The organism is Mesoplasma grammopterae ATCC 49580 (assembly GCF_000701525.1).
GTDB classification, from domain to species: domain Bacteria; phylum Bacillota_I; class Bacilli_A; order Mycoplasmatales; family Mycoplasmataceae; genus Mesoplasma; species Mesoplasma grammopterae.
The window spans coordinates 180,482-205,582 of sequence record NZ_KL370789.1 but is presented as its reverse complement, the minus strand read 5'-3'; the positions used below and the strand labels follow the sequence as shown (position 1 = coordinate 205,582).

The following is a 25,101-nucleotide window of genomic DNA, read 5'->3' as shown; positions in this document are numbered from 1 at the left end:
ATGAAAAGACAAGTTAATATAGTTTTATATGAACCAGAAATAGCTCAAAACGTAGCAGCAATAATTAGAACTTGTGTTGCTACAAATGCTAAGTTACATATTATAGAGCCTCTAGGTTTTATATTTAAAAAAGAAGAAATGAACAGAGCTAGTGCTGGTACTTTTGATTTAGTTGAATACCAACTATATGATGACTGAGAAGATTTTTGTGAAAAAAATCCAAGCATCGATTTATTTTGTATTTCAAGATATGGTGAAAAACCACATAGTGATTTTGATTTTAATTCATATCAAAAGCCTGTTTTTGTAATGTTTGGTAAAGAATCTACAGGTATACCAAAACAAATTATTAAAGATAACTACGAAAATACTTTTAGACTTCCAATGTCACCTCAAACTAGAAGCATTAATGTTGCTAATACAGTAGGAATAGTGGCTTATGAAATATTAAGACAATGAGATTATCCAACATTAAGTAAAACAGAAGTACAAAAAGGTAAAGACTATATTATGAGTGAAAGATGAAAAGATGAAAAATAATAAAAAAATAGCACTTTTTGGTGGAAGTTTTGACCCTGTACATACTGATCATTTTAATATGGCAAAAACTTGTCATGACAAACTTGGTTATGAAGAAGTTTGAATAATACCTACATTTTTAAATCCTTTTAAATCTTCTACAAAAACTTCAAATGAAGAAAGATTAAATTTACTTAATCTTATTTTTGAAGATGAAAATTATATTAAAATTAATCAATTTGAAATGAACAATCAAAGAGTTACAACAACTTTTGAAACAGTTTCACATTTCAAAAAAATGTATCCAGAATATGATTTTTCTTTTGTTATTGGTTCAGATAATTTAGATAGATTAGAAGAATGAAATAATTTTGACGAACTAATTAATTTAGTTAATTTTATTGTGTTTGAAAGAAGTCATGAATATAAAAAAGATGTTGCAATAAAATATAGTTTACCTATTTATCATTTTGATAACAATTTCTTAAGTTCAACAAAAATAAGAAATCTTGAAGAATTGAATTTATTAACACCTAAAGTAAATCATTATATAAATTATCACTTGTTATATCTTCAAACAAGAATGAAACCATTTATGGATGAAGAAAGATATCAACATTGCTTGAATGTTGGAGAAATGGCAGCTAAACTAGCTGAAATTAATAATTTAGATCCTCAACAAGCAAAAGTTGCTGGTACATTGCATGATATCACTAAAAGATGAACAGATGAAAAGCAAACTTTATACATTAATAAGTATGAAAAAGAATTAATAGTTGAACCAAAACCTGTTTGACACTCATATACAGGTGCGTTTCATTTAAAATATGATTGATTAATTAGAGATGAAGAAATAATTAATGCAGTTTACAATCACACTGTTGGTTGTGAAAATATGTCAACATTAGATATGATTGTTTTTTGTGCAGATAAAATAAGTTCAGAACGAGATTATGAAAATGTTGAATATTATCGAGAAGAATGTTTTAAAAATTTAAAAAATGGTTTTATTAAATTACTAATAAACCAATATGAAGTTGCAATTAAAACTCATGGAATAGATTCTATTGGTGATAAACTTTTAAAAACTTATAACTTTTATGTAAAAGGAGAAAAATAATGAAATTAATTATAGGAGCTATGCATGAAGAATTGCAAGATTCAATTGCTTTTTACAATTTAAATAAAGTTGAAAATGAAAAATTTACAATTTATAAAAATGAAGAAATTATGTTTTGTATAACTGGAATTGGTTTAGTTAATGCAGCTGCTCAATTGTCATATATTTTAAGTAAATACGATATAGATTCAATAATTAATATTGGAACAAGCGGTAGTTGTGATAAAGAATTGAAACAAGGTGATATTTTAATTATTGATAAAGTCTATAACAGTGTTGCTGATGCGACTGCATTTGGTTATGCTTATGGTCAAGTACCAAGAATGCCAAAATATTATAAAACAAGTAATAAAGATATTATTAAGACTATCAGTAAAGCAAAAATAAAAAATATTGCTTCATCAGATATATTTATCCACTCAACTGAACAAGTTGAAAATTTTATTAATAAAATTGAAGATAATATTAGTGTTTTAGATATGGAATGTTTTGCATATGCTCAAACAGCCTATTTGTTTGAAAAAGAGTTTAGTGTAATAAAAATTGTTAGTGATGTAATTGGAGAAAAAAACACAAACAATGTTCAATTTAACGATTTTATTAAGATAGCTGGAAAAGAAATTTTGGAAATCTTGAAAAAAATATTATAATAATAGTATAGAACTCGAGGTGGATTTATGGCAAATCACAAAATTAAAGGTAGAAAAGAAGCTACAATTTTAAGAGAACTTACAATTATTATTGAAAGAGAAATGAAAAACGATGTTTTAAGAGCACTTTCAATTGCTGAAGTAAGATTAACAAATGATAGTGAAATAGCTAAAATTTATTGATCATTCTTACCGTTAAATAAAGAAATAACAAAAGAATTAATAGTAAGTGAACTTGAAGAAAATAAAAAAACAATTCGTATGAAATTAGCACATAAATTAAATACAAGAACAGTACCAGATTTATTCTTTGAATATGATACTAGTTTAGAAAATGCTAATAGAATTGAAGAAATTTTAAATAAAGTTAACAAATAATTAAAATTAAATCTACTTAGGTAGATTTTTTTATTTTTTACCTTAATAACTAATATGAAAAAGTTTCAATATTTAATAGCCTTTACTATCATTTTAATTCTTGTTTTTGTAACAAGTTTTTTTAGTATTGATAATTTTAGCAATAAAGAAGAATTTATTTTTCAAATTAGATATGAATTAATAACAAATATTGAAAATTTTACATACCCTAAAAAATTGCCTAAAAATAATTATAAAAATTATTGATATGAATTTCAAAAAGTTGACAGTAATTTGAGTTGGTTTGAGCCAATTAAAGTGAATTTAAAACAAGATAAAATAGTTTTAGACATCAAAGATCAATATATTCAAAAAATAAATTATCTGGATATAAAAATGAGTGATATATTGCTATTTAACTTAAGCTCATCTGACTCTATTGAGCTATTCTTAATTATTGATCAAGCAAAGCCTTCTTCTGTTATTGAAAGTGAGGTGAAAGCATTTTGTGAATCTAAAAATGAACAATTCTTATTTGAAAAAGGACTTTCAAAACTTATTACATTTTAAGCCTATTTTATATTTTATTTTTTTAATTTCACTCGTATCTATGTATCATTTCTTTTATACACAAGAAATAATTTATTTGTTTATAAGCCTTTTGATACTTTTAATATTTACCTGATTAGAAAACAAAAGAAAAATATTGTTTGTAATTGCTTGAATAGTTATTGCAATAATAATGTTATTGATATATCAATACTGAAATTCAAATAGTTTTGAAGAAGAACAAGAAATAGTCGGAAAAGCAAAAATATTAAAATGTAAGACTAATTACATAATAGTTAAAATTAATAATACAAAATTTTATATACAAGCTAACAAAAATAATTATGTCGTAGGTATGAAACTAAACATAAAAGGAAAAGTAAATCAAATAAATAGCATTTCTAATTACTACGAATTTGATTTTAAAGAATATCTTAGTAAGGATAATATTAGATACCAAATTAAAGCATCAAATTTAGAAATATTAAATAACTTCAATATAAGAGTTTTAATCTATAAACATTTTAATTTAAATAATGCTCCTTTATTAATTAATGTGATTTTCTTAAATAAGTATGATTCTAGTGATTTAATGGTTTCTGAATTAAATCAATTGGGTTTAAAATATTTAATTAATTTTAATTTTATAAATATGTTTTTAATGTTTAAACTATTTAATAAATTAACTCTTAGAAAATTTAAATACATTTCAACTTTTATATTGTTTGTATGAAGCTATTTAACTTGTTGACCTATTATGTTTACAAGGATAATGTTTAATCAAATTTTAGATATATTTAAAATTTTAAAAAGTGATAGATATTTAAAAAATCTTGTTTCAATGGTCGTTATCATTTTAATTTTTCCTAACTTTGCTTTTAGTTCTGGTTTTTGATACATTGTTTTAATTATTCTCTTTTGATCTTTAGTTAATAAAGAAAAAAAGTTTTTTAATTTCATTTTCTTCTTTATGCTATTAAATTTATTGAATGTATATTTCACTTATCAAATAAATGGTACTTCAATGTTTTATGCTTTTTTATTATCACCAATAATAAGTGTATATTATTGAATTTCGCCATTAATGTATTTAATTAACAAAGAGTTATTAATTAATTTATATGATGTATTACTAACTGTACTTATTTTGCTTAAAAGAATAAGTCTTATATTAAATGTTGGTTACTTCAATATTATTTTTATATTATTTGGTTATTTAACAATAATAAACTTTGTTTGTGATTTAGTATCAATAAAAATAAAGATATATTCAATAATTGCATTTACTTTATTTTTACTTTTAAATTTTTTATTTAAGCCCTCAGAATATTTGACAATGCTTAATGTAGGTAACGGTAATAGTTTTGTTTATCATAACAAGTGAAATAATATAACTATAATTTTTGATGCTGGAGTTGGAAAGCAAAGAAGTCCAGAACTCGTAAGTAATTTTTTAAAGTATCAAGGTATCAATAAAATAGATTTAATTTTTATTTCTCATACACATGAAGACCATTATAATAATTTATTCAGTTTAAAAGAAAATTTTAAAATAAAGCAAATTATTTTAAATGAAGACATATTAAATACTGTAAAAATAAAGAACATTATTATTAATATTTTTATAAATCCTTATGCTAATTCTGAAAATAATAAGAGTTTAGTTTTAATAGTAGATATTGGAAATATAAGAAGTTTATTTATGGGAGATGCTGAAAAAGAAACAGAAATGTACTTAATGAATAGAATTGATTTTATTTATATCTTAAATCTTAAGAAAGTAGATATCTTACAAATAGGTCACCATGGGAGTAAGACAAGTTCAAGTTTTGAGTTCATTAATTTAATAAAACCTAAAATTGCTTTAATAAGTGGTGAAAATGAAGGTGGAAATAAAAAGTTTCCTCATAAAGAAACAATTGACACACTCAAAAAATTAAAAATACAATATTACATCACAAATGGTTTAGACAATGTCTTTGTTTTATTTAAAAGCTATAAGATAATAAAAAAATAAGGCAACAATTGTTGCCTTACATTATTTCTTTTTAGTTGAGAATTACGCTTGCATTAAACGTGATTTTTCTCTTGCAGCTTTATTAGGTTTTAAGATACCTTTTTTAACACCTTTGTCAACTAAACTAACTGCGTGATTAATTAAATCTGTTGCATCAGTAGCTTCATCTTTTTTAGCAGTTAAAGCTTTTTTAATCGCTGTTCTAATTTCTGATTTAATTGCTTTATTTGAAGCTCTTGATTTTTCATTAGTTAAAACACGTTTTTTTTGTGATTTAATATTTGGCATAATTTCAACTCCTTTATATAATTTTTAGTACAATTTAGATTATAACAAATAAGTAGATAAAATTAAACATTTTTATTCTTTAAACATTTTTATCTAAACATTGATATAAAATAAGAATAACATTTGTGGAGGTAAGTATGTATTTTATTTATTCAGAGGATCATTTTTTACTAACTAAAACAGTTAATAAATTAGTTAAGAACTTATTGACTGAAAAAGAATATGAAGTTGAAAATTATTCCTTAATTTATAATGATATATCCGAAATGTATACTTCATTAAATACGTTCTCCTTATTTGGAGAACCTAAAATTTTAATAATAAGTGATGCATGATTTGCAACAGAAGAAAAAATAAGTTTGCATAGAAACTATTCAGAAGAAGCACTTTACAAAATTCTTGAAAGTAAAACCGATAATGTTGTAATTTTTACATTAAATAACGAAAGAATTTCTAAAAGACTAAAAATAGCTAAATATATAGAAGAGAATCTAGAAGTAACTAATGTTAAAACTATGCAAGAAAATGAAGTTTTAAATTATATTAAAGCTTTTTTCACTAGAAATGAAAAATCAATAACAGATCATGATGCAGCATTTATATTGCAATCTATTCCAAAAGATATGCAAACTTTAACAAATGAATTAACTAAACTTTCTCACATAGAATCAGATGTTATAACACTTGATGATATAAAAAATAATTTATCTAAATATATTGATAACGACATCTTCGAATTATCAAATGCTTTTGTTAATAATCAAACAAAAACATTTTTAAAACTTTATAAAGATTATTTACTTATGAATGATGATATTTCGAAATTAATAGCATTATTAAGCTCAACTGTTGTTTTCTTTAGAGATGTAAATGTTATGAAACAACAAGGAATTAGAAATGAAGAAATTGTTCAAATAACAAAAGCACACCCTTATAGAGTTAAGATAGCTATTTCAAATAAACTTAACATTAGAGAATTAAATGATAAAATTAAATTATTATATTATATTCAACAAGGTGTTTTAAATAACACTATGGATAAAGACAATATAGTTGAATATAGATTTATTAAAAACATGGAGGATAAAAATGGATAATAAAAAAATTTATATTAGTATTTCACATTTACTGTTTAATATTAATAAAAATGATAAATTAAAATATTTTCTAAGAAAAGAAGAAGCTTTTAGAAAAGAAGTTATTAAGTTAATTGACTTATTATTGCTTTTAGAAAGCGATAAATTCAAGTGTAGATATAACCGTAAAAAAGTTGCGGCAGAATTTGCAAAGGCTTATGTAAAAATAACTAAAGTTTCAAATAGATTTGAAGCAGCAGATGATGATATCAATAGCGAAGAAATTTATGCTGAGTATTCACGTGTTGTTACTTTTATTAATGAAAATTATAAAGTAATGAGAAAAACATTAACAAATGAAGAGGAAATATTTACAATTGAGGACATTGAATCAAATGCTAAACTATCTTCAGATTATGTTAAAAAAATGGATGAAAAATTAGATGAAGAAGCAAAAGAAAAAGCTGAAAAAGAAGCAAAAGAAAATGCTGAAAAAGAAAAAGCAAACTCTGACAAAAAGAAAACTAATTCAAGTACTGAAAACATGAATCAGGAAAACTTTAATCAACAACAAAACTTTTTTGGTGGAAATATGGGTGGAAATATGGGTGGAAATGTACCACCAAATATCTTTATGAATCCTAAATTCTATCCTTTTAAGACAAAACCAAAATATATGCCACTTATTAAAAAACTATTTACAGTACTTATGCTTGCAACCATAATATTTTATGTTGCGTTAGTTGTTTATATAGGAACTGTAAGAGTTGATTTAAGTTATAAAAACGATGATTCATTAATTAAAGTTTTATTTCCAACTTTTGATGGATGAAATTCTAGTTTTGACTACTGATTTGTAGTTGATGGAAAAGTTTCTCAAAACTATGGTAAGATTTCTACTAATTTAGATATATTTGCAAAATCATCAACAAACGTTGGTTCAATAATATTTGCAATATTCTATTTACTTTGATTTGGGTATATGGGTTATACATTCTGAAAAAAACAAGATTCATCAAGATTAAAATATAGAGTAAGTGGATTCACATTACTAATAGTAGCGATATTTATCTTCTTCTTATTATTTGAGGTTTCTGGTTCAATTTCAAAAGATTTAATTATGAATAAATGAGATTCTTATCAATATCTAAAAATTAGCCCTTCAAAAGATGTATTTATTGATAATGACTTTTCTAAATTTATAGAAACACTATCATCAACATACAGTTCTCAAATATCTATAATTACAAGTCTTTCAATTTGTGCTTTAGTATCTTCAATTTTAACTTTAATGGGTGCATTAATGTTAGTTGTTGTTAATCCTAAAAAAGATGTACAAAAAATTATGAAAGCAAGAACTGAACAAACAAATGCAACAATGGCTGCTATGCAAGGAAAACATTATGAAATAGATCCTTCATTATTTGATGAAGACGAACAAGAACAAAGCTAATATCAAAATGATAGATTTCTATCATTTTTTTATTTTGTAAAACCTTATTATTTGTTAATAAATGAAAATGTTATAATATTTAAAGCAAAAGGAGATTTTATGATTCAAAAACCTAGAGGAACTCAAGATTTATTTTTAAATAATTCTAAAGAATGAAATGCAGTAGAAGAAAAATTTAGAAAAGTTCTAAATCTTTTTAATTATGGTGAAATCATTACTCCTATGTTTGAATCTAAAGAATTGTTTGTTAGAGGTGTTGGTGACTCAAGCGATATTGTAAGCAAAGAAATGTATGAGTTCACTGATAGAAAAGGCCGCGAATATGTTTTAAGACCAGAAGGAACAGCACCAACTGTAAGAGCTTTAATTGAAAATAAATTATATATTCAAGAGAATCTACCATATAAAACATTTTATATCGGCCCTATTTTTAGATATGAAAGACCACAAGCTGGAAGATATAGACAATTTAATCAATTAGGTGTAGAAACATTTGGTATAGATTCAATTAGTCATGATGTTGAATTAATTTCTTTAGGTCAGTCATTCTTAAGAGAATTAAAAATTAATAAAGACGTAATTGTTGAAATGAACTATTTAATAAGCGGAAATGAAAGAAAAGAATATGAATTAGAACTTAAAAAATATTTAAATTCATTTAATGATTTATGTTCAGATTGTGAAATAAGAATTAAGAAAAACGTTTTACGTGTATTAGATTGTAAAATTGATGGTAATAAATTTACAGAAGCACCAAAAATGACTTTATTTGCAAGTCAAGAAAACAAAGAAAGATTGAATAAAACACTTGATCAAATAAAACAACTAGGGTTTGAAGCAAAAATAAACTTTAACTTAGTAAGAGGATTAGATTATTACACAGGTTTAGTATTTGAATTTAAAAATATTAAAACAGATCAAGCTATTATCGCTGGTGGTTCATACAACAGTTTAGTTGAAGAACTAGGCGGACCTGATTTACCTGCTAGTGGTTTTGCAATAGGTATTGAAAGAATAATGATGCTTCTTAGTGATCAAGAAATAAAAGTTGCTGATGAAGATGAATTAGACTTGTTTATAATACCATTGTCTGATGATGCTCAATTTTTAACAAACAAGCTTTTATTAGAAGCTAGAACAGCAAACTTAAAAGTTGATACAAATTGAAATATTAAAAATTTAAAAGCTGGATTTAAATCAGCAGAAAGAATGAAATCTAAAAATATCGTTATTATTGGTGAAAATTCAATTAATAGTGATATTTATGCAATAAAAGATCAAAATTCGGGTGAAACTAAAGAAATGAAATTTAAAGATATTGTTAAATACTTAAAAGGGGAAAAATAGAAATGAAAAGAACACATAATTGTAATCAATTAAACATTTCAAATGTAAATCAAGAAGTAACATTAAAGGGATGAATTAAAAAAATTCGTAAAATGGGACAAATTACATTTATTGATTTAAGAGATTTTTATGGCATTACACAAATTGTTGTTAATGAAAACAAACAAGAATTAATTAATAATTTAAAACCTGAATATGTAATTTCAATAACAGGTAAAGTTATTGAACGTAAATCAAAAAATACAGATATACCTACTGGTGAAATTGAAATAGAAGTTGAAAATATTGAATTAATTAATAAAAGTGAACTAACTCCCTTTGTTATTGAAAACGATGTAGAAGTTTCAGAAGAAACAAGAATGTCATATAGATATTTAGATTTAAGACGTCAAAAAATACAAAATAATATGCTTTTAAGAGCAAAAGTTAACAGTATAATTCGTAAAGAATTTGAAGCTGATAATTTTGTTGAAGTTGAAACTCCATACTTTGGGAAATCAACTCCAGAAGGAGCTAGAGATTTTTTAGTTCCATCAAGATTAAATAAAAATACTTTTTATGCATTACCTCAATCTCCTCAATTATATAAACAATTATTAATGGTTAGTGGATTTGATAAATATTATCAAATTGTTAGATGTTTTAGAGATGAAGATTTAAGAAATGATCGTCAACCTGAATTTACTCAATTGGATATGGAAATGTCATTTGCATCTGCTGCAGAGGTTCAAGACCAAATTGAAAAGGTAATTAAGAAAATCTTTTTAGAAGTTAAAGGAATTGATTTTAAAGAAAAATTAATCAAAATGCCTTTTAGAGAAGCAATAGATTTATATGGTAGTGACAAACCAGATATTAGATTTGATTTAAAAATTAATACTTTAAATGAAATATTTGATAAAACTGAGATCAAATTATTCGAAGGTTTTAAAGAAAATAAATTATCAATTAGAGGAATTTGTGTTGAAGAGTTATTGAGCAAAAAACAATTAGAAATTTTAACAGAAACTGCAAAACAAAAGAGTTTTAATAATTTAGCATTTGCTAAATTTGAAAATGGAACTTGAAGTGGTTCAATTGCTTCAAGTTTATCAGATAGTGAAAAAGAAGCTTTAGTTAAACAATTTAATATTAAAGAAAAAGCAACTATTCTATTAAACGTTGGTAAATACGACAAGATATCAGATATGCTTGGTGCAGTTAGAAATAAAGTTGCTGAAATTTTAAACTTAAATGATCCTAATGATTATAAATTATTATGAATTATTGATTTTCCACTATACGAATGAAGTGATAAGGAATCTAGATATGTAGCTGCTCATAACCCTTTTACAATGCCAAACATTAAATCGATTGATGATTTTGAAACTAATAAAGAAGATGCAATAGCAGATTCATATGATTTAGTTTTAAATGGATTTGAACTTGGAAGTGGTGGAGTTCGTATTACAGACTCAGAAATTCAACAAAGAATGTTTGAAGCTGTAGGATTAGATGATGAAACTATTGAGAAAAACTTTGGTTGATTTATAAATGCATATAAATATGGAGCACCAAATCATGCTGGTTTTGCTTTTGGAATTGATAGAGTAATTATGTTACTTACTCATTCAGAATCAATTAGAGACGTTATAGCTTTCCCTAAAAATTCAAAAGGGATTGATATGATGAATGATGCACCTAGTTATGTTGAAGACCAACAATTAACTGAATTAAGTATTAAAACAATAAAATAAGACTAAACATTCATTGTTTAGTTTTTTATTCTGTGCTGACTATTTAAACTAAAAACAAATAAAACTAAAAAATGATAAAATTATTTAAAGGGGAAATGACATGAAGGGGATATTTGACGTAAATAATGCTCTAGTTATATTTGGGAAACCAATTCCATTTTTATTTATTTTCATTTTCTTTGCATCACTTCTTTTGATATCTTTGCTAATTTATCTAACAAAGTTTGTTGTTACAAAAGTAAAAATAGATAAAAGTAGTAATAATCTAGAAATTGAAAAAATTAAAATAGATGAAGAAATTAACTCAATAGTAAAAGAAACAAAACTTAAAGAAAGGGAAAACAAATAATGAATAATGAAATTATGAATGGGGTTCAACAGCCTAATCCAAATGAACAAAATCAAATAAAAAATCCTAATTATGTAAATTCTAGTGATTCAGTATTTGGTGAAAATAAGTTTAGAGGTATTACACCTGAATTTTCAAAAAAAGAATTAGAGGCAGTAACAGTAAACAAAAGAATTGCAAAAGAAATTAAAATGGAAAAATATAAGATTGCATTCTTAATGTTTACTTCAATAATATGTTCAATTGTATCTGCATTTTTTATAGCATTAAATTACATAAAATTACAAGATGGAGAAAACTTCTTAAGAATTGATCCAAAATTAATTCCAAGTGCTGCTATCATGATTACTATTTTAATTTTAAGTTCTATTGTTATGGTAATTGCATTAATTGATTTAAGACATATCATGATTGATGTTAAAGGTTATAAATCTGACTTATTAATGGGAAAAGAAAGAATTCCATTCTTTATAATCAAAAGTTACAAAAAAATAGTAAAAAGACATATATATTTAAACTGAACTTGTTTTGGTATTTATTTATATGGAGGATTAACAACATTAATTTTATTCTTAGTTAATAAATCAGATAAAGTTAGTTTAGATTCAGAAATCATGATTTTTATTGTGATTTTATCATTAACTGCAATAATTCAAATTTTTTCTTTAATATTTAATTATTCAAGAAAAGGAAACATAGATTCATTTTATGGATATGAAATTGTTGGAGTTCCTGAACAAATAGCTTTAAAAAAATCAGCTAATAAATTTTGTATGTTAATTTTCTTCACAATATTAGCTATTGTTTTATTCGTAATATTTATACCTTACTTTATTATGAGAAAAAAATCTGACAAAAAACTTTGGTGATTTTTATAGAAAATAAAATTTAACCCAAAACAAAAAAGGTTAAATTTTTTTATTTTTATTAAAAGTATTGTAATTTACAACGTAATTGAGATAAAATATTAATAGTTTATTGAATTGGAGTTGAAAAAATGGCAAGTATTATCGTACACGAGGGAGAATCAATCGAAAAAGCTCTTAAACGATTTCAAAAAGTAGCATCATCAAACAAAGCTGAAGCTAGAAAACGTGAATATCACCTAAGTAAAAAAGAAAAAAGAATTTACAAACAAAAACAAAACCGTAAATACAAATAATAATAGAGCAATTTAATTTGCTAAAAAGATGCTTTTTGCATCTTTTTTTTATTAATTTATCAACTAAAAAATAATCAGTTTTTAAAAATAGTTATATAATCAATTTAATTAAAAAGGAGATGTAAATGAAACTATTAATTTTAGGTGGTCATGGAACATTAGGGGCTGTTATAGTAAAAGAATTGAATAAAAGCGAAAAAGAATATGAAATAATAACAGCTGGAAGAAAATCTGGAGATATTCAGGTAGACATGACTTCAAAGGAAAGTATTGAAGCAATGTTTAAAAAAATTGGAAATGTTGATCATATTGTAGTAGCTGCTGGTTCAGCTGCAATTAAACCAATTGAAGAATTAACTCAAGAAGACATAATGTTCTCAATTAATAATAAAATGCTTGGTCAAGTGAATATAGTATTAATTGGAATGAATTTTGTCAATGAAAACGGAAGCATTACATTAATCACTGGTAAAGCAAAAGATGAACCTATAAAAGAAGGAACAATGTTAGCATTAACTAATGGAGCTGTTATGGCTTTTGCAAAAGCTGCTGCTTGTGATATTAAAAAGAATATAAGAATAAATTCTATAAGTCCTTCAGTTTTTGATGAGTCTCTTGAATTATATGGTGATTATTTCAAAGGTGTAAAACCTGTTCCTGTTGAGAAAGCTGCAATCGCTTTTGTTAACGTTATTGAAAATGATACTAACGGTGAAGAAATAAAAGTTTATTAATAAAAAAACTATTAGTTTAATTCCTAATAGTTTTTTATTTTAAATTTATTGTGAATTCTTTGTAGATGTAAATAAAAGATTCAATAAAGTTAGATTGAAGATAAGCTAAGTACATAATATTTAAAAATTGTTTTTCTGTAATTTCAGTTTTCTTTAAAAGATTTGATGCATATTTTACAATTGTATTTACAATGACTCTTGAATCAAAGAAGACACCATCATAAATAACTTCGTTTTCAAATATCCCTTTTATAACATCTTTAATTATTTCATTACCACCAAAAGTTGATAAAACTTCTCTTTTGAATTTATTTCATTTTTCTAATAAAACTTTATTTGCAAAATTAATTGCATCAATTTTATTAAATTTATTTAAATCATGATCTACTTCTTCTGTATAAAAAGAGGCTATAGTACTTATTGATGCTGTATAACCATTTAATTGCATATAATTTATGATTGACTTATCAAATTTTTTAAAAGCATGTCTTTCGCTTACAATTGTTTTTAATTTCGGTGTATAAAAATTTAAATAATTATTTACACCCCTTATATAATCATTAAAATTAACATCTTTTAAACTATCAAATGTAATGTAATCATTTGGCTGCAGTCCAAACTTTGAAATAAATAATTTACATTTTGCAATTTTTTTATCAACAGGTTTATCTCATCAAGAATTTAATTCTTCCAAATGTGATAATTCAACCTGATTTAACTCTTTTAACTTAAATATTTGAATCATTATAACTCCTCTATTCTTATTCTTTTTTATATTATAAGGTATAATTAAATATAATTATACTTTAAAAGGAGAAAGAAGATGAATAACGAAATCGAAGTTGATTTTTTAGAACCAGGTTTAGCAATTGTTATTTCAAGTTTAGAAAATGTTGAAGCTGAATTAAAAAATAAAAAAGAATTAACAAGTCTTTTAGATAATTTAAATGAAGTTGAAGAGTTAGAGGATTTAACTAAGCTACTAAATAAACTTAATGACATAGAAAAAGATTTATTAAAAGAGATTAAATCTTTAAACCACAAGGAAGAATTTGAAATTATTTCAGATTTACAAATAGCTATAGCTATGAGTAAATTTTTAGCAACTAATGAATTTTTATTTAAATTTACTGATTCAATAGAAGCTAAATCAAAAGCAAATGAAATAATTGTAAATCAAGAAAATATTTTAGAAATATTCAAAGAAATAATAATTAAAAAAGTTAATGAAGTTTATAGTGAATCACTTTCAAAATTTAAAAATGTTTATGAGAATGAAAATGAATTTCTTAAAGTTTTAAAAATAGCACTTGAAGAATCTAATTTAAATGATTTAAGAGAAGCAAGTAAATTAATGATAAATTTGCTTAAAGTTGATAGAGCTATAAATGATGAAAAAAAATATGAATTTTTAGAAATATTAAATAAAGCAGAATCATTAATTAATTTAATTGATATTTGATCACAATATGAAATGGATTTTGAAGAAGAATAAAATGGACTCAAAATTTATAATTGCAATTTGCATAATAATCTTATATGCAATAATACTTTTAATTGTTGGAATTCTGTCATATGTATATTCAGTTAAACACAAACCTTTTAAAGTAATTAATGATGAATATCTAAAAGAAATTGCTGAATACAAAAAAGTAGAAGACGAAATACTTAAAAAATTAAAACCGATTAAAACAAAATTTGAGCTTTCTGAAAATGAAAATATTTATTTTGTAGATGAATTAGAAGTATCTTTTAATGAAAAAGAAAATAAAAAAAATAAGAAAAAAGAATTTGATGATGAATATGATCAATACATTAAAAATCTTAAAAAAAATTATTCTCTTTTTAAAATAAAAGGAAAACAAAACGAATTAGAAAAAACGCTAACTTATATAAGCAATAAAAGAATTGTTTTAGACAATGGCATAGAATTTAAAATTATAAAATTTAATAATGTTATATTAGTTGAAAATTATGTTTGAAATTTTAATGGTGAGTATTTGAAAACCATTTACTTGAAAACAAAAAATGAAGAAATATATTTTGTAACTAATGATTTAAAACTAAAATCTATCATTTCAAAATTCAGATTGGAGAATGAGTAAGATGAAATTAATTGTATTTCCTTTATTAATAAGTTTAGTTTTAATGGCCTATGCATTTTACATTGCTATAAAAGATTGAAAATATTTCAAACAAATCCAAAAATTGATTAAACAAGATAGCAAATATTTTCAGAATTCAAAATTATTATATATATGTCTTGGTTATTTGATATCATTAATAATATTTAATTTAGTATTTGTTATTATTACAATCATTTGTTTAGTATTAATGACAAACGTAATGTTATTAGTACAATCAATCATCTGTTTAATCTACATGATAATGCTAATTATTTGAATAATATTAATTCAAAATAAAATTAAATCAATATATGTAGTTGTTAAGAACAATAAAATAGTTATATGAGATAAAGTTTTTGGTCTTGAAGAAATAGAAATAATTAAAAATGATATTAAACGTAAAAAAATAATTTTTAAAGTTAAAGAAATAGAAGGATATGACATAATAAAAGTTTCATATCATTGAGAATTAAAAGACTTTTTAATTGAGTTGAAAATGAAAACAGAATTTATTTAGGAGGTAAAATGTTTAAACAAAGTGTATTTATTAAATCAGCAGCAAATAAGTCTGGTTGAATCGAAGATAATATTCCAGAAGTTTGTTTTGTAGGAAGAAGTAATGTTGGTAAATCAAGTTTTATTAATACTTTAGCAAATAACAAAAAATTAGCTAAAGTAGCTAACACACCAGGTAAAACAAGATTATTAAATTTCTTTGATATTAATAATAGTAGTTTTAGACTTGTGGATGCACCTGGATATGGTTATGCTAAAATTTCTAATTCAATGAAACTTGAGTTTGGTATTATGATGGAGGATTATCTAACAACAAGAGAAAATCTTAAACTTGTTTGTATGTTAGTAGATCTAAGACATAAACCAACAAATGATGATATTCAAATGTATGACTTTTTAAAAGCTAATGATATCCCAGTATTAATGATTGGAACAAAGTTAGATAAATTAAAAAGAAATGAAATTGCAAAAAACGAAAAATTAATAAAAGAAACTTTAGAGTTTGATCAAAATGATGTGTTAATTAAAGTTTCAAATTTAGATAAAATAAATATTAAAGAAAGCTATGATGCTTTAATTAGATTATTAGAGGTAGAAAATGGATAGTTGAGAGAGTAGTCACATAAAAGAAATTGAAAATAAGTTAGAAACTGATATAAAAACAGGTTTAACAGAAGAAGAAGCAACAAAAAGACTTATAGAGAATGGTAAAAATGAATTACCAACTGCAAAGGTTACTCCTTGGTGAGTTACATTCTTGCACGCGTTTGTTGAACCATTACAATTAATATTAATGTTTGCTGCTGTTATATCAGTTGTAGCTCCATTAATTTCATCTCCTGGTGAAAAATTAGGTTTTCATGAATTTATAGACTTTGTTGTTATTATGCTTATTGTTATTGTTGATGCTGTTTTAGAGACAGTTCAAACAGTTAAAGCTAGAAAGAGTGTTGACGCACTTAAATCACTTTCTAAACCAAAAGCTGTAGTTTTAAGAGATCATAATCAGAAGGAAATAGATGCATCTGATCTTGTAGTTGGTGATATTGTAATTCTTGAAGCAGGTAAATATGTTCCTGCTGAATTAAGAATTGTTCAATCAGCTGATTTCATGATTGATGAAGCAATTTTAACTGGTGAATCAGTTCCTGTTGAAAAAACACATAAAGCAATAAAAGAGACAACTATATTAGCAGAAAAGACTAATATAGCATTTATGTCAACATTTACTACAGCTGGTAGAGCTGTTGGTATTGTTATTGGAACTGGTTTAAGCACAGAAATAGGAAAAATTTCAGAAGCTATTGATAAAAACGAAGAAACTGAAACTCCACTTGAGAAAAAAATTAGTAAATTTGGATATGTGATTAGTTGTGTAGCTGGTCTAATAGGAATTTTTGTTTTCTTATTATTATCTTTAGTTGGTGGATTTGAAGCATGAGCTAGTTATTTAATGGTGGCAATTACTTTAGCAATTGGTGTTATACCAGAATCATTGGCTGCTGTAATTTCTATTACATTGAGTTTCTCAACAAAAAGAATGGCAAATAATAATGTTATTGTTAAAAAATTAGCAAGTGTTGAAACTTTAGGTTCAGTTAATGTTATTTGTACAGATAAAACTGGTACATTAACTCAAAATAAAATGACTGTTAAAAAAGTTATTGATAATAATAGAATTATGGATTCAGATGAATATCTTGATTTAGATGAAAGTATTCAAAAAGAATTATTACTTAAAGCTTTAGTTTTACCAAATGATAGTATTACTGAGGGAAACGAAAGAATTGGAGATCCAACAGAATTAGCATTAGTAGATTTTGCTGAATTAATGGGTGTTGATGAATTAGTTTATCGTAAGAAATTCGAAAGAATTGATGAAATACCTTTTGATAGTGAAAGAAAGTTAATGAGTACTTTAAATACTGTTGATAAAAAAACAATTGCATTTACAAAAGGTGCTATTGACCAATTATTAAGTATTTGTGATCATATAATGATTGAAAACAAAGTTATTAAATTAACTGAATCTCATAAACATGAAATTATGCGTGCAAGTATTAATTTAAGTGATGATGCTTTAAGAGTTTTAGCTTTTGCTTATAAAGAAGTTAAAAATAATAAACTTGAAGAAAAAGGTCTTACTTTTATTGGAGCAGTTGCAATGATTGACCCAGTTAGAAAAGAAGCTGTTCAAGCAATTGAAGAAGCTCATGCTGCTGGAGTTGAGGTTTGTATGATTACAGGTGATCATGCAATTACTGCTTTAGCTATTGCTAGAGATTTAGGATTAGCTTATGATGAAAAACAAGTTATTTCATCAGATAAACTTGATACTATGTCTGATGCAGAATTAGAAGAAGTTATTGATAACATAAGAGTGTTTGCTCGTGTTAACCCAGAACATAAAGTTAAGATTGTTGCTACATTACAGAAAAAGGGATATATTGTCTCAATGACTGGTGATGGAGTAAATGATGCACCAAGTTTAAGCAAAGCTGATATTGGGGTTGCTATGGGTATTACAGGTACTGACGTGGCAAAACAAGCCAGTGATGTTATTTTAACTGATGATAACTTTGCAACTATTATGACTGGAGTTAATGAAGGAAGAAACGTTTATCAAAAAATTAAACGAGCAATTACTTTATTAATGGGATTCAACTTGGCTAACGTTTTATCTATTTTAATAATTTCATTAATTTTTAAAATATCACCATTAGAAGCAACAAATATTTTATATATTAACTTAATTGTTGAGTCATGTTTAGCAATTGCTATTGGTATGGGTCCTTTAGATGATACTTTAATGAAACTTAAACCACAGGTTGGTAAGAATGGTTTATTAAAAGGATTAATATTACCAATAATTAAAATTGGAGTATTATCAGCATTATGTTCTGTTGGTTCTTTCTTTATTGGAATGATGGCAACAAATACAGGTGAGTGAAATACTATATTATTAGATAAAAATATAATTAATGTTGCAACAGATAGTTGATTAGATCAAATTCATGCAATTATGAATAGTAGTTTATCAGCTATTGAAAGAAATAAACTTTTAGATGAATATATTGTGTTTGGAAGAACAGCAATGTTTATAACAATAGTTATGTCACCTTTATTCTTTGCACATTTAATTAAAATTTCAAATTGAAAAGCTTCAAATAAAATTAAATTACAAATTTCTAAACCTTTAATATATGCATCATTAATAGCATTAGTTTTATCAATTGGAGTTATAACAATTCCTGGATTAAATGATAGTATTTTAGGATTAGTAGGATATTCAAAAGCTACTTCAAAATGAACAAGTGATAATATATGAATTATGTTTGTAGCATTCGCAATTTCAATTGTTCCATTCTTATTAATCTTAATGATAGATGCAATTGTATTTTACTCATATCATTTATCAGTTGGTAATTGACAAAAAAATCAAATATTAATTGCTGAAATGATTAACCAAGATGTTAAAGAACAAAATAAAAAACGTAAAAAATAATGAGTTTATCTCATTTTTTTTATGTTTAAACATAAATGTTTTATTTTCACTTTTTGTTAAAGAGTAAATATTATAAAATTAATATATTGAAATGGAGATAATAAAAATGAAAAAAGAATTAGAAGCTAAATATAGTTATGAAATAGTTGAAGAAAATAGATATGAATGATGAATTCAAAATGAGTATTTCAAAGCTAACCCAGATTCTAAAAAACCAAAATTTTCAATTGTTTTACCTCCACCAAACGTTACAGGTAAATTGCACATTGGACATGCGTGAGATGGAAGTTTGCAAGATGCCATTATTAGATTTAAAAAATTAAATGGATTTGATGTACTTTATTTACCAGGCATGGATCATGCTGGGATCAGTACTCAAGTTAAAGTAGAAGCAAAACTTAGAGAACAAGGTATTAGTCGTTTTGAATTAGGAAGAGAAAAATTCTTAGAACAAGCTTGAAAATGAAAACATGAATATGCAGCAATCATTAGACAACAATGATCTAAATTAGGTTTAGCATTTGATTACAGTATGGAAAAATTTACATTGGATGAGGATATTAATAAAATAGTTACAGAAATATTTGTTGATTTTTATAATAAAGGATTAATATACAAAGGTAAAAGAATAGTTAACTGAGACCCAATGCAAAAAACTGCAATTTCAAATGTTGAAGTTATTTATAAAGAAGTTGAAGGATTTATGTATCACTTTAAATACATGATTCAAGGAACTAATGAATTTTTAAATGTTGCAACAACAAGACCAGAAACAATGTTTGCTGATCAATGTTTAGTTGTTAACCCTAAAGACGAAAGATATACATCATTTATAGGGAAAAATGCGATTAATCCAGTTAATAACCAAGCTATTCCAATTATTGCTGATGATTATGTAGAATTACATTTTGGAACAGGAGTTATGAAATGTACTCCAGCACATGATTTAAATGATTTTGAAATTGCTGTTCGTCATAATTTAGAAAAACCAATATGTATGAATGAAGACGGAACAATAAATGAAATGGGTGGACAAGAATACCAAGGTTTAGACCGTTTTGAAGCAAGAAATAAAATTATTGAAAATTTAACAAAAGAAAAAACTTTTATTAATGCAGAACCTATGATTCATCAAGTTGGATTTAGTGAAAGAAGTAATGCAATAGTAGAACCTTATTTAAGTGATCAATGATTTGTTAAAATGGATAGTTTTGCTGACATGATTTTAAAACTTCAAGAAAGCAATGAAAAAATTAAGTTTTTCCCTGAACGTTTTGATCAAGTATTAAAAAAATGAATGGAAAACATTCATGATTGAACTATTTCAAGACAATTATGATGAGGTCACAGGATTCCAGCTTGATATAACAAAGCAGATAAAACAAAAATTTATGTGGGTATGGAAGCTCCTAAAGATGCAGAAAATTGAATTCAAGATGAAGACGTGCTTGATACATGATTCTCATCTGGTTTATGACCTTTTGCCACTTTAATGCGTGGAGAAGGATTTGAATCTAAATATTTTAAAGAATATTTACCAAATGGTGTTTTAGTAACAGGGCATGATATTATTTTCTCTTGAGTTTCAAGAATGATATTTCAAACAATTGAATATACTGGGCAAATACCTTTTAACGATGTATTAATACATGGTTTAGTAAGAGATGAGCATGGAACAAAAATGAGTAAATCATTAGGTAATGGGATTGATCCAATGGATGTAATTGCTAACAATGGTTCTGATTCATTAAGATTCTCATTATTAACTAATTCAACACCTGGACAAGATATCAGATACAGTGATTCTAAAGTTAAAGCTGGTTGAAATTTCATTAATAAATTATGAAATGCATCAAGATATGTTTTAATGAATTTGGAAGAAGATTTTAAACCTTGAGACGAACAATCAATTTTAAATTCAAATTCTCTAAACGAAACTGATAAATGAGTTTTAACAGAATTTAGCAAAGTTTCAAAACAAGTTAATTACTTAATAGATAAATATGAATTTGCAATTGCTGGTAAAATGCTTTATGACTTTGTGTGAAATACATACTGTAGTTGATATATTGAATTTGCAAAAGTTAATTTAAATAATCCAAAAACAAAAGAAGCTACTCAACAAACAATTGTTTATTTATTAAAAAATATATTGATTATGTTGCACCCATACTTGCCATTTGTAACTGAACATATTTATAAATCATTAGACATGAAAAACTCTATTTTAGAAGAAAGTTGATTTGATAAAGAATTTATATTTGAAACAGATTACATTAATGTTGTTATTGAATTAATTAATTCAATAAGAGAATTTAGAGCAGCAAATAATATTAAGAATAATGTGTTTTTAAATTGAAATGCAACTAATGGTAATTTAAAAATAATAACTAAATATAATTTAGAAATAAATAACTTTTTAAATGAGTTTGTTAATGCGAATTTATCAATCAATGAATCTTTGGTTAGCGAAACAACAAGCTTGTCTGTACTTGACTTCTTTATTGAAATTCCTAACGATGATTTCATTGATAAAGAAAAAATGTTAGAAGAATTAGCAACTAAGAAAAAAGAACTTGAAAATGAAATAAGTAGATCTGAAAGAATGTTAAGTAATGAAAATTTCATATCAAAAGCAGCTCCTTCAAAAATAGAAGAAGAAAAAGAAAAATATGAATTATACAAACAACAATTAGAACTAATTCAAGATAAACTAAATAAAATGTAAAAAAACGGTAAAAACACCGTTTTTTTGTTATTTCTAAATAATAAAATATATGTAAATAAAGTATAATTTAATAAAAGAGGTTAATATGAGAAGAGTTTCAATAGAATTAATAAATAAAATAAATAATTACATCTTAAAGCAAAAATTTTCAGCTGATGCAACTTTAGCAATCTTAACTAAAGAAATTTCAAATTATGATAAACAAATTCAAGAACATATTAAAAAGTACACACTGTATTTAATATGATTGGATGATAATAAAAAAGATTCAACTAATGCATGAGAAAAATATGTTGCGAGAGTTGAAGTTTTAGAAGCTAAGAATAATGTTAAAGCAGTTAATGAAAAACAAACAGAAAAATTAATTAGAGACTTACAAGATCCTTTTAGCAAAATTAATCAAAATAAACAAAAACGTAGCAGATTAAATTCTTTATCTAATAACCTATGAAAAAGACAAGAAGAAGAAAAACCAAAACAAATAGCATTTGAAGAAGTTTTATCAGATGAAGGTGAAATTTTAATTACAAATATTGTTAGTGAAACAATCGATAATGAACTTACAGAAGAAACTGTTGAAGAAATTACAGAAGATAACACATCAAAAACTTTTGAAAGTGAATCTGATGATGCTTCAGCGTTAATTGATTCAATTAATAGAACAATAAGTAATAATTTTGATAAAGCAGAAGAATTAAACTTTGATGATGAATTAATAGATTTAACATCAACTTTTGAAGAATTAAAAACAAGTGGAACAGTTCATGATAGTGAAAAAACAATTAGTGAAATCATTTCAGCAACATTACAAGCAGATAAAACACAAATTTTATTAGATGACTCAACACATCCAATTTCTTATGAATCTGATAATGAAGATTTAATTTTTGAAGATTATGATAAATTACCTGAAGATGAAAAAACTTTATCATTATTTGATGATAAAATAGATGATTATTCAACAATAGATATTCTTGGTGAAATAGAGTATTCAGATGATGAAGAACAATTAAATGTTTTAGATAATTCTTTAAAAACTGAGCATGATGATACATTCTTAAATACAGCTGATTTAAACGAACAAAATGATGATTCTATTCAAACAGCTGATTATAATGAATTAAATGGTGAAACATTATCATTTGAAGAACCTAACAAAGAAATTAGATTTAATTCTGAAGAAGATAAAGTTCATTTCTTACATGAAAAAGCATATATTAAAGAAGGCGTTAATAAACCATTTAAAAATGTTGTTTCAGAAGAAAAAACTGAATTAGTTGATTCTACTTTTGATCAAGATGTAATTAAAACAGAAGATTATGAAGAATTAGAAGAAGAAACATTAGCTATATTTGAAGAATCAGAAAATACAAAACATGATGATACATTCTTAAATACAGCTGATTTAAACGAACAAAATGATGGTTCTATTCAAACAGCTGATTATAATGAATTAAATGGTGAAACATTATCAATTGAAGAACCTAACAAAGAAATTAGATTTAATTCTGAAGAAGATAAAGTTCATTTCTTACATGAAAAAGCATATATTAAAGAAGGCGTTAATAAACCATTTAAAAATGTTGTTTCAGAAGAAAAAACTGAATTAGCTGATTTTACTTTTGATCAAGATGTAATTAAAACAGAAGATTATGAAGAATTAGAAGAAATGACAACAGCAAGTCTTTTAGGAACTGAAGAAGATAGTTTAAATAGCTTTGAATTTGATACAAATAACAATATGTCAATAATCGATGACGATGAATTTGATTCGTATGATGAAGTAGAAGAATTAAGTATTAAAACTGTTAATAATGAAGAAGTGCCTCATTTATCTGAATCAAAAATTCTATATGGTGACATTGATGAAAATTTTGATCATGAAATTGAAAAAGAATTAACACAAATTGAAGAAACAATTAGTAATCTTGAAAGTTATACTGAAAAAGTTAATAGCGACCTTGATGAATTAATCTTTAGTGAAGAAGAAAGAACTCTATTCCAATTTGAACCAGAAGATTTAGATGTTGATGATACAATGTTTGAAAACGTTACACTATCATCTGGAATTGATCAAGAAACTAGCACAATGGATGCTTTAAAATTCTTAGACGATGTTGAAGAAAAATATGAAAGTTTACTAACTCTTGATTTAGATAATTATAATGAAGTAAGTTCAACAATGGATGCTTTAAAATTTTTAGATGATGTTGAAGAAAAATATGAAAGTATACTAAATGAATCATTAAAAGATGAAACTTTAGAAGAAAGCGAAACCGATTCCACAATGGATGCTTTAAAATTTCTAGATGATGTTGAAGGAAAATATTTGGACTTATTTAAATCAATGGATGATGATGAATTAGGTACAATTGATAACTTAAATTGACATTCTGATGATGAAGTTGATCAAATAGATATAATTAAACTTGATCATATAGCTAAAGTTGGAGAAATTATAGATTATAACAACACACAATATGTTGTTGTTGGCATGAGTGAAAAAACAAACGACTTAGGTGAAACAATTGAAACAGTATTAGTTAGCGAAAATGGAGATATAGATAGCTCTATTGAATTAATAATTGAAATAAAATAAAAAACAATATTTTTTAAATCTTATTACAAGAGAAATGAACTTTTACATTTCACTTGTTTTTTTTTTTTTTTTGCAATAATTAAAATAATAGAAATCACGAGGAAAAAATGAAAGTATTATTAGGTTTTTTATGTGCTTTAAGTTTAACAACAAACGGTGTTATTTTAGCTGTTTCTTGTAGTAGTGAAAATGTAAGAAATAAGAAAATTGATTTGTCTAGCGTAATTTTAGAAAAAGATTTAGGTAAATTAAAAAGTGATGATAAACAAA

The 25,101-nt window shown here is 24.6% G+C and carries 23 protein-coding genes; 21 read left to right on the top strand and 2 right to left on the bottom strand.

Annotated features, from left to right (window positions below; translation table 4 throughout):
* The 6 genes from T314_RS0103600 (at nucleotide 1) to T314_RS0103575 (ending at nucleotide 5,212) form a co-directional block, all read left to right on the top strand.
* On the top strand, nucleotides 1–540 hold the full coding sequence (locus T314_RS0103600) for a tRNA (cytidine(34)-2'-O)-methyltransferase (RefSeq protein WP_029512235.1): 540 nt from the start codon (nucleotides 1–3) through the stop codon (nucleotides 538–540).
* Nucleotides 530–1,639: a nicotinate-nucleotide adenylyltransferase gene (locus T314_RS0103595; RefSeq protein WP_029512234.1), complete on the top strand. Its 1,110-nt coding sequence runs from the start codon at nucleotides 530–532 to the stop codon at nucleotides 1,637–1,639. The genes T314_RS0103600 and T314_RS0103595 overlap by 11 nt, the downstream gene beginning before the upstream one ends.
* Nucleotides 1,639–2,289: a 5'-methylthioadenosine/S-adenosylhomocysteine nucleosidase gene (mtnN, locus tag T314_RS0103590; protein ID WP_029512233.1), complete on the top strand. Its 651-nt coding sequence runs from the start codon at nucleotides 1,639–1,641 to the stop codon at nucleotides 2,287–2,289. Before T314_RS0103595 ends, mtnN begins: the two co-directional genes overlap by 1 nt.
* Nucleotides 2,290–2,316: 27 nt before the next feature.
* The gene (gene rbfA, locus T314_RS0103585) at nucleotides 2,317–2,667 is read left to right on the top strand and encodes a 30S ribosome-binding factor RbfA (RefSeq protein ID WP_029512232.1); all 351 of its coding nucleotides are present in this window, start codon (nucleotides 2,317–2,319) and stop codon (nucleotides 2,665–2,667) included.
* Between the two features lie 54 nt (nucleotides 2,668–2,721).
* The gene (locus tag T314_RS0103580) at nucleotides 2,722–3,216 is read left to right on the top strand and encodes a hypothetical protein (protein WP_029512231.1); all 495 of its coding nucleotides are present in this window, start codon (nucleotides 2,722–2,724) and stop codon (nucleotides 3,214–3,216) included.
* 136 nt (nucleotides 3,217–3,352) lie between these two features.
* Nucleotides 3,353–5,212: a ComEC/Rec2 family competence protein gene (locus T314_RS0103575; RefSeq protein WP_167321188.1), complete on the top strand. Its 1,860-nt coding sequence runs from the start codon at nucleotides 3,353–3,355 to the stop codon at nucleotides 5,210–5,212.
* Between the two features lie 42 nt (nucleotides 5,213–5,254).
* On the opposite strand, the gene rpsT is transcribed toward T314_RS0103575, so the two are convergent.
* Complete coding sequence (gene rpsT, locus T314_RS0103570; protein ID WP_029512229.1) at nucleotides 5,255–5,500, bottom strand: 30S ribosomal protein S20; 246 nt, start codon at nucleotides 5,498–5,500, stop codon at nucleotides 5,255–5,257.
* 137 nt (nucleotides 5,501–5,637) lie between these two features.
* On the opposite strand from rpsT, the gene holA reads away from it, so the two are divergent.
* From holA to T314_RS0103530, 8 genes are all read left to right on the top strand, one after another.
* The gene (holA, locus tag T314_RS0103565; protein ID WP_029512228.1) at nucleotides 5,638–6,597 is read left to right on the top strand and encodes a DNA polymerase III subunit delta; all 960 of its coding nucleotides are present in this window, start codon (nucleotides 5,638–5,640) and stop codon (nucleotides 6,595–6,597) included.
* The gene (locus T314_RS0103560) at nucleotides 6,590–8,029 is read left to right on the top strand and encodes a hypothetical protein (protein WP_029512227.1); all 1,440 of its coding nucleotides are present in this window, start codon (nucleotides 6,590–6,592) and stop codon (nucleotides 8,027–8,029) included. Before holA ends, T314_RS0103560 begins: the two co-directional genes overlap by 8 nt.
* Before the next feature lie 99 nt (nucleotides 8,030–8,128).
* Nucleotides 8,129–9,376, top strand: a complete 1,248-nt coding sequence (gene hisS / locus T314_RS0103555) for a histidine--tRNA ligase (RefSeq protein ID WP_029512226.1) — start codon at nucleotides 8,129–8,131, stop codon at nucleotides 9,374–9,376.
* Nucleotides 9,377–9,378: 2 nt separating this feature from the next.
* Entirely contained in the window at nucleotides 9,379–11,112 is a 1,734-nt protein-coding gene (gene aspS / locus T314_RS0103550; RefSeq protein ID WP_029512225.1) for an aspartate--tRNA ligase, read from the top strand.
* A 100-nt stretch (nucleotides 11,113–11,212) separates the two neighbouring features.
* Complete coding sequence (locus tag T314_RS0103545; protein ID WP_029512224.1) at nucleotides 11,213–11,461, top strand: TIGR04561 family membrane protein; 249 nt, start codon at nucleotides 11,213–11,215, stop codon at nucleotides 11,459–11,461.
* Complete coding sequence (locus T314_RS0103540; protein WP_051612906.1) at nucleotides 11,461–12,339, top strand: MSC_0882 family membrane protein; 879 nt, start codon at nucleotides 11,461–11,463, stop codon at nucleotides 12,337–12,339. The genes T314_RS0103545 and T314_RS0103540 overlap by 1 nt, the downstream gene beginning before the upstream one ends.
* A 119-nt stretch (nucleotides 12,340–12,458) precedes the next feature.
* Nucleotides 12,459–12,623, top strand: a complete 165-nt coding sequence (rpsU, locus tag T314_RS0103535; protein WP_011183260.1) for a 30S ribosomal protein S21 — start codon at nucleotides 12,459–12,461, stop codon at nucleotides 12,621–12,623.
* A 125-nt stretch (nucleotides 12,624–12,748) separates the two neighbouring features.
* Complete coding sequence (locus T314_RS0103530; protein WP_029512222.1) at nucleotides 12,749–13,357, top strand: short chain dehydrogenase; 609 nt, start codon at nucleotides 12,749–12,751, stop codon at nucleotides 13,355–13,357.
* Between the two features lie 34 nt (nucleotides 13,358–13,391).
* Here the strand turns inward: T314_RS0103530 and T314_RS0103525 are convergent, their stop codons facing one another.
* A complete protein-coding gene (locus T314_RS0103525; protein ID WP_029512221.1) occupies nucleotides 13,392–14,102 on the bottom strand; it encodes a hypothetical protein in 711 nt (236 codons plus the stop codon).
* Between the two features lie 78 nt (nucleotides 14,103–14,180).
* Here T314_RS0103525 and T314_RS0103520 point away from each other — a divergent pair, with 78 nt between their 5' ends.
* The 7 genes from T314_RS0103520 to T314_RS0103490 all read left to right on the top strand — a co-directional run bounded on the left by T314_RS0103520 (nucleotide 14,181) and on the right by T314_RS0103490 (nucleotide 24,831).
* Nucleotides 14,181–14,852: a hypothetical protein gene (locus T314_RS0103520; RefSeq protein WP_029512220.1), complete on the top strand. Its 672-nt coding sequence runs from the start codon at nucleotides 14,181–14,183 to the stop codon at nucleotides 14,850–14,852.
* 1 nt (nucleotide 14,853) lies between these two features.
* Entirely contained in the window at nucleotides 14,854–15,462 is a 609-nt protein-coding gene (locus T314_RS0103515) for a hypothetical protein (RefSeq protein ID WP_029512219.1), read from the top strand.
* 1 nt (nucleotide 15,463) lies between these two features.
* Nucleotides 15,464–16,000 (top strand): hypothetical protein, encoded by a 537-nt coding sequence (locus T314_RS0103510; protein ID WP_029512218.1) that lies wholly within the window; start codon nucleotides 15,464–15,466, stop codon nucleotides 15,998–16,000.
* Nucleotides 16,001–16,008: 8 nt separating this feature from the next.
* The gene (gene yihA / locus T314_RS0103505) at nucleotides 16,009–16,605 is read left to right on the top strand and encodes a ribosome biogenesis GTP-binding protein YihA/YsxC (protein ID WP_029512217.1); all 597 of its coding nucleotides are present in this window, start codon (nucleotides 16,009–16,011) and stop codon (nucleotides 16,603–16,605) included.
* Nucleotides 16,598–19,504: a cation-translocating P-type ATPase gene (locus tag T314_RS0103500; RefSeq protein WP_029512216.1), complete on the top strand. Its 2,907-nt coding sequence runs from the start codon at nucleotides 16,598–16,600 to the stop codon at nucleotides 19,502–19,504. Before yihA ends, T314_RS0103500 begins: the two co-directional genes overlap by 8 nt.
* A 106-nt stretch (nucleotides 19,505–19,610) precedes the next feature.
* Entirely contained in the window at nucleotides 19,611–22,232 is a 2,622-nt protein-coding gene (locus T314_RS0103495) for a valine--tRNA ligase (protein WP_029512215.1), read from the top strand.
* Between the two features lie 85 nt (nucleotides 22,233–22,317).
* On the top strand, nucleotides 22,318–24,831 hold the full coding sequence (locus T314_RS0103490) for a hypothetical protein (protein WP_029512214.1): 2,514 nt from the start codon (nucleotides 22,318–22,320) through the stop codon (nucleotides 24,829–24,831).
* Nucleotides 24,832–25,101 lie beyond the last annotated feature (270 nt).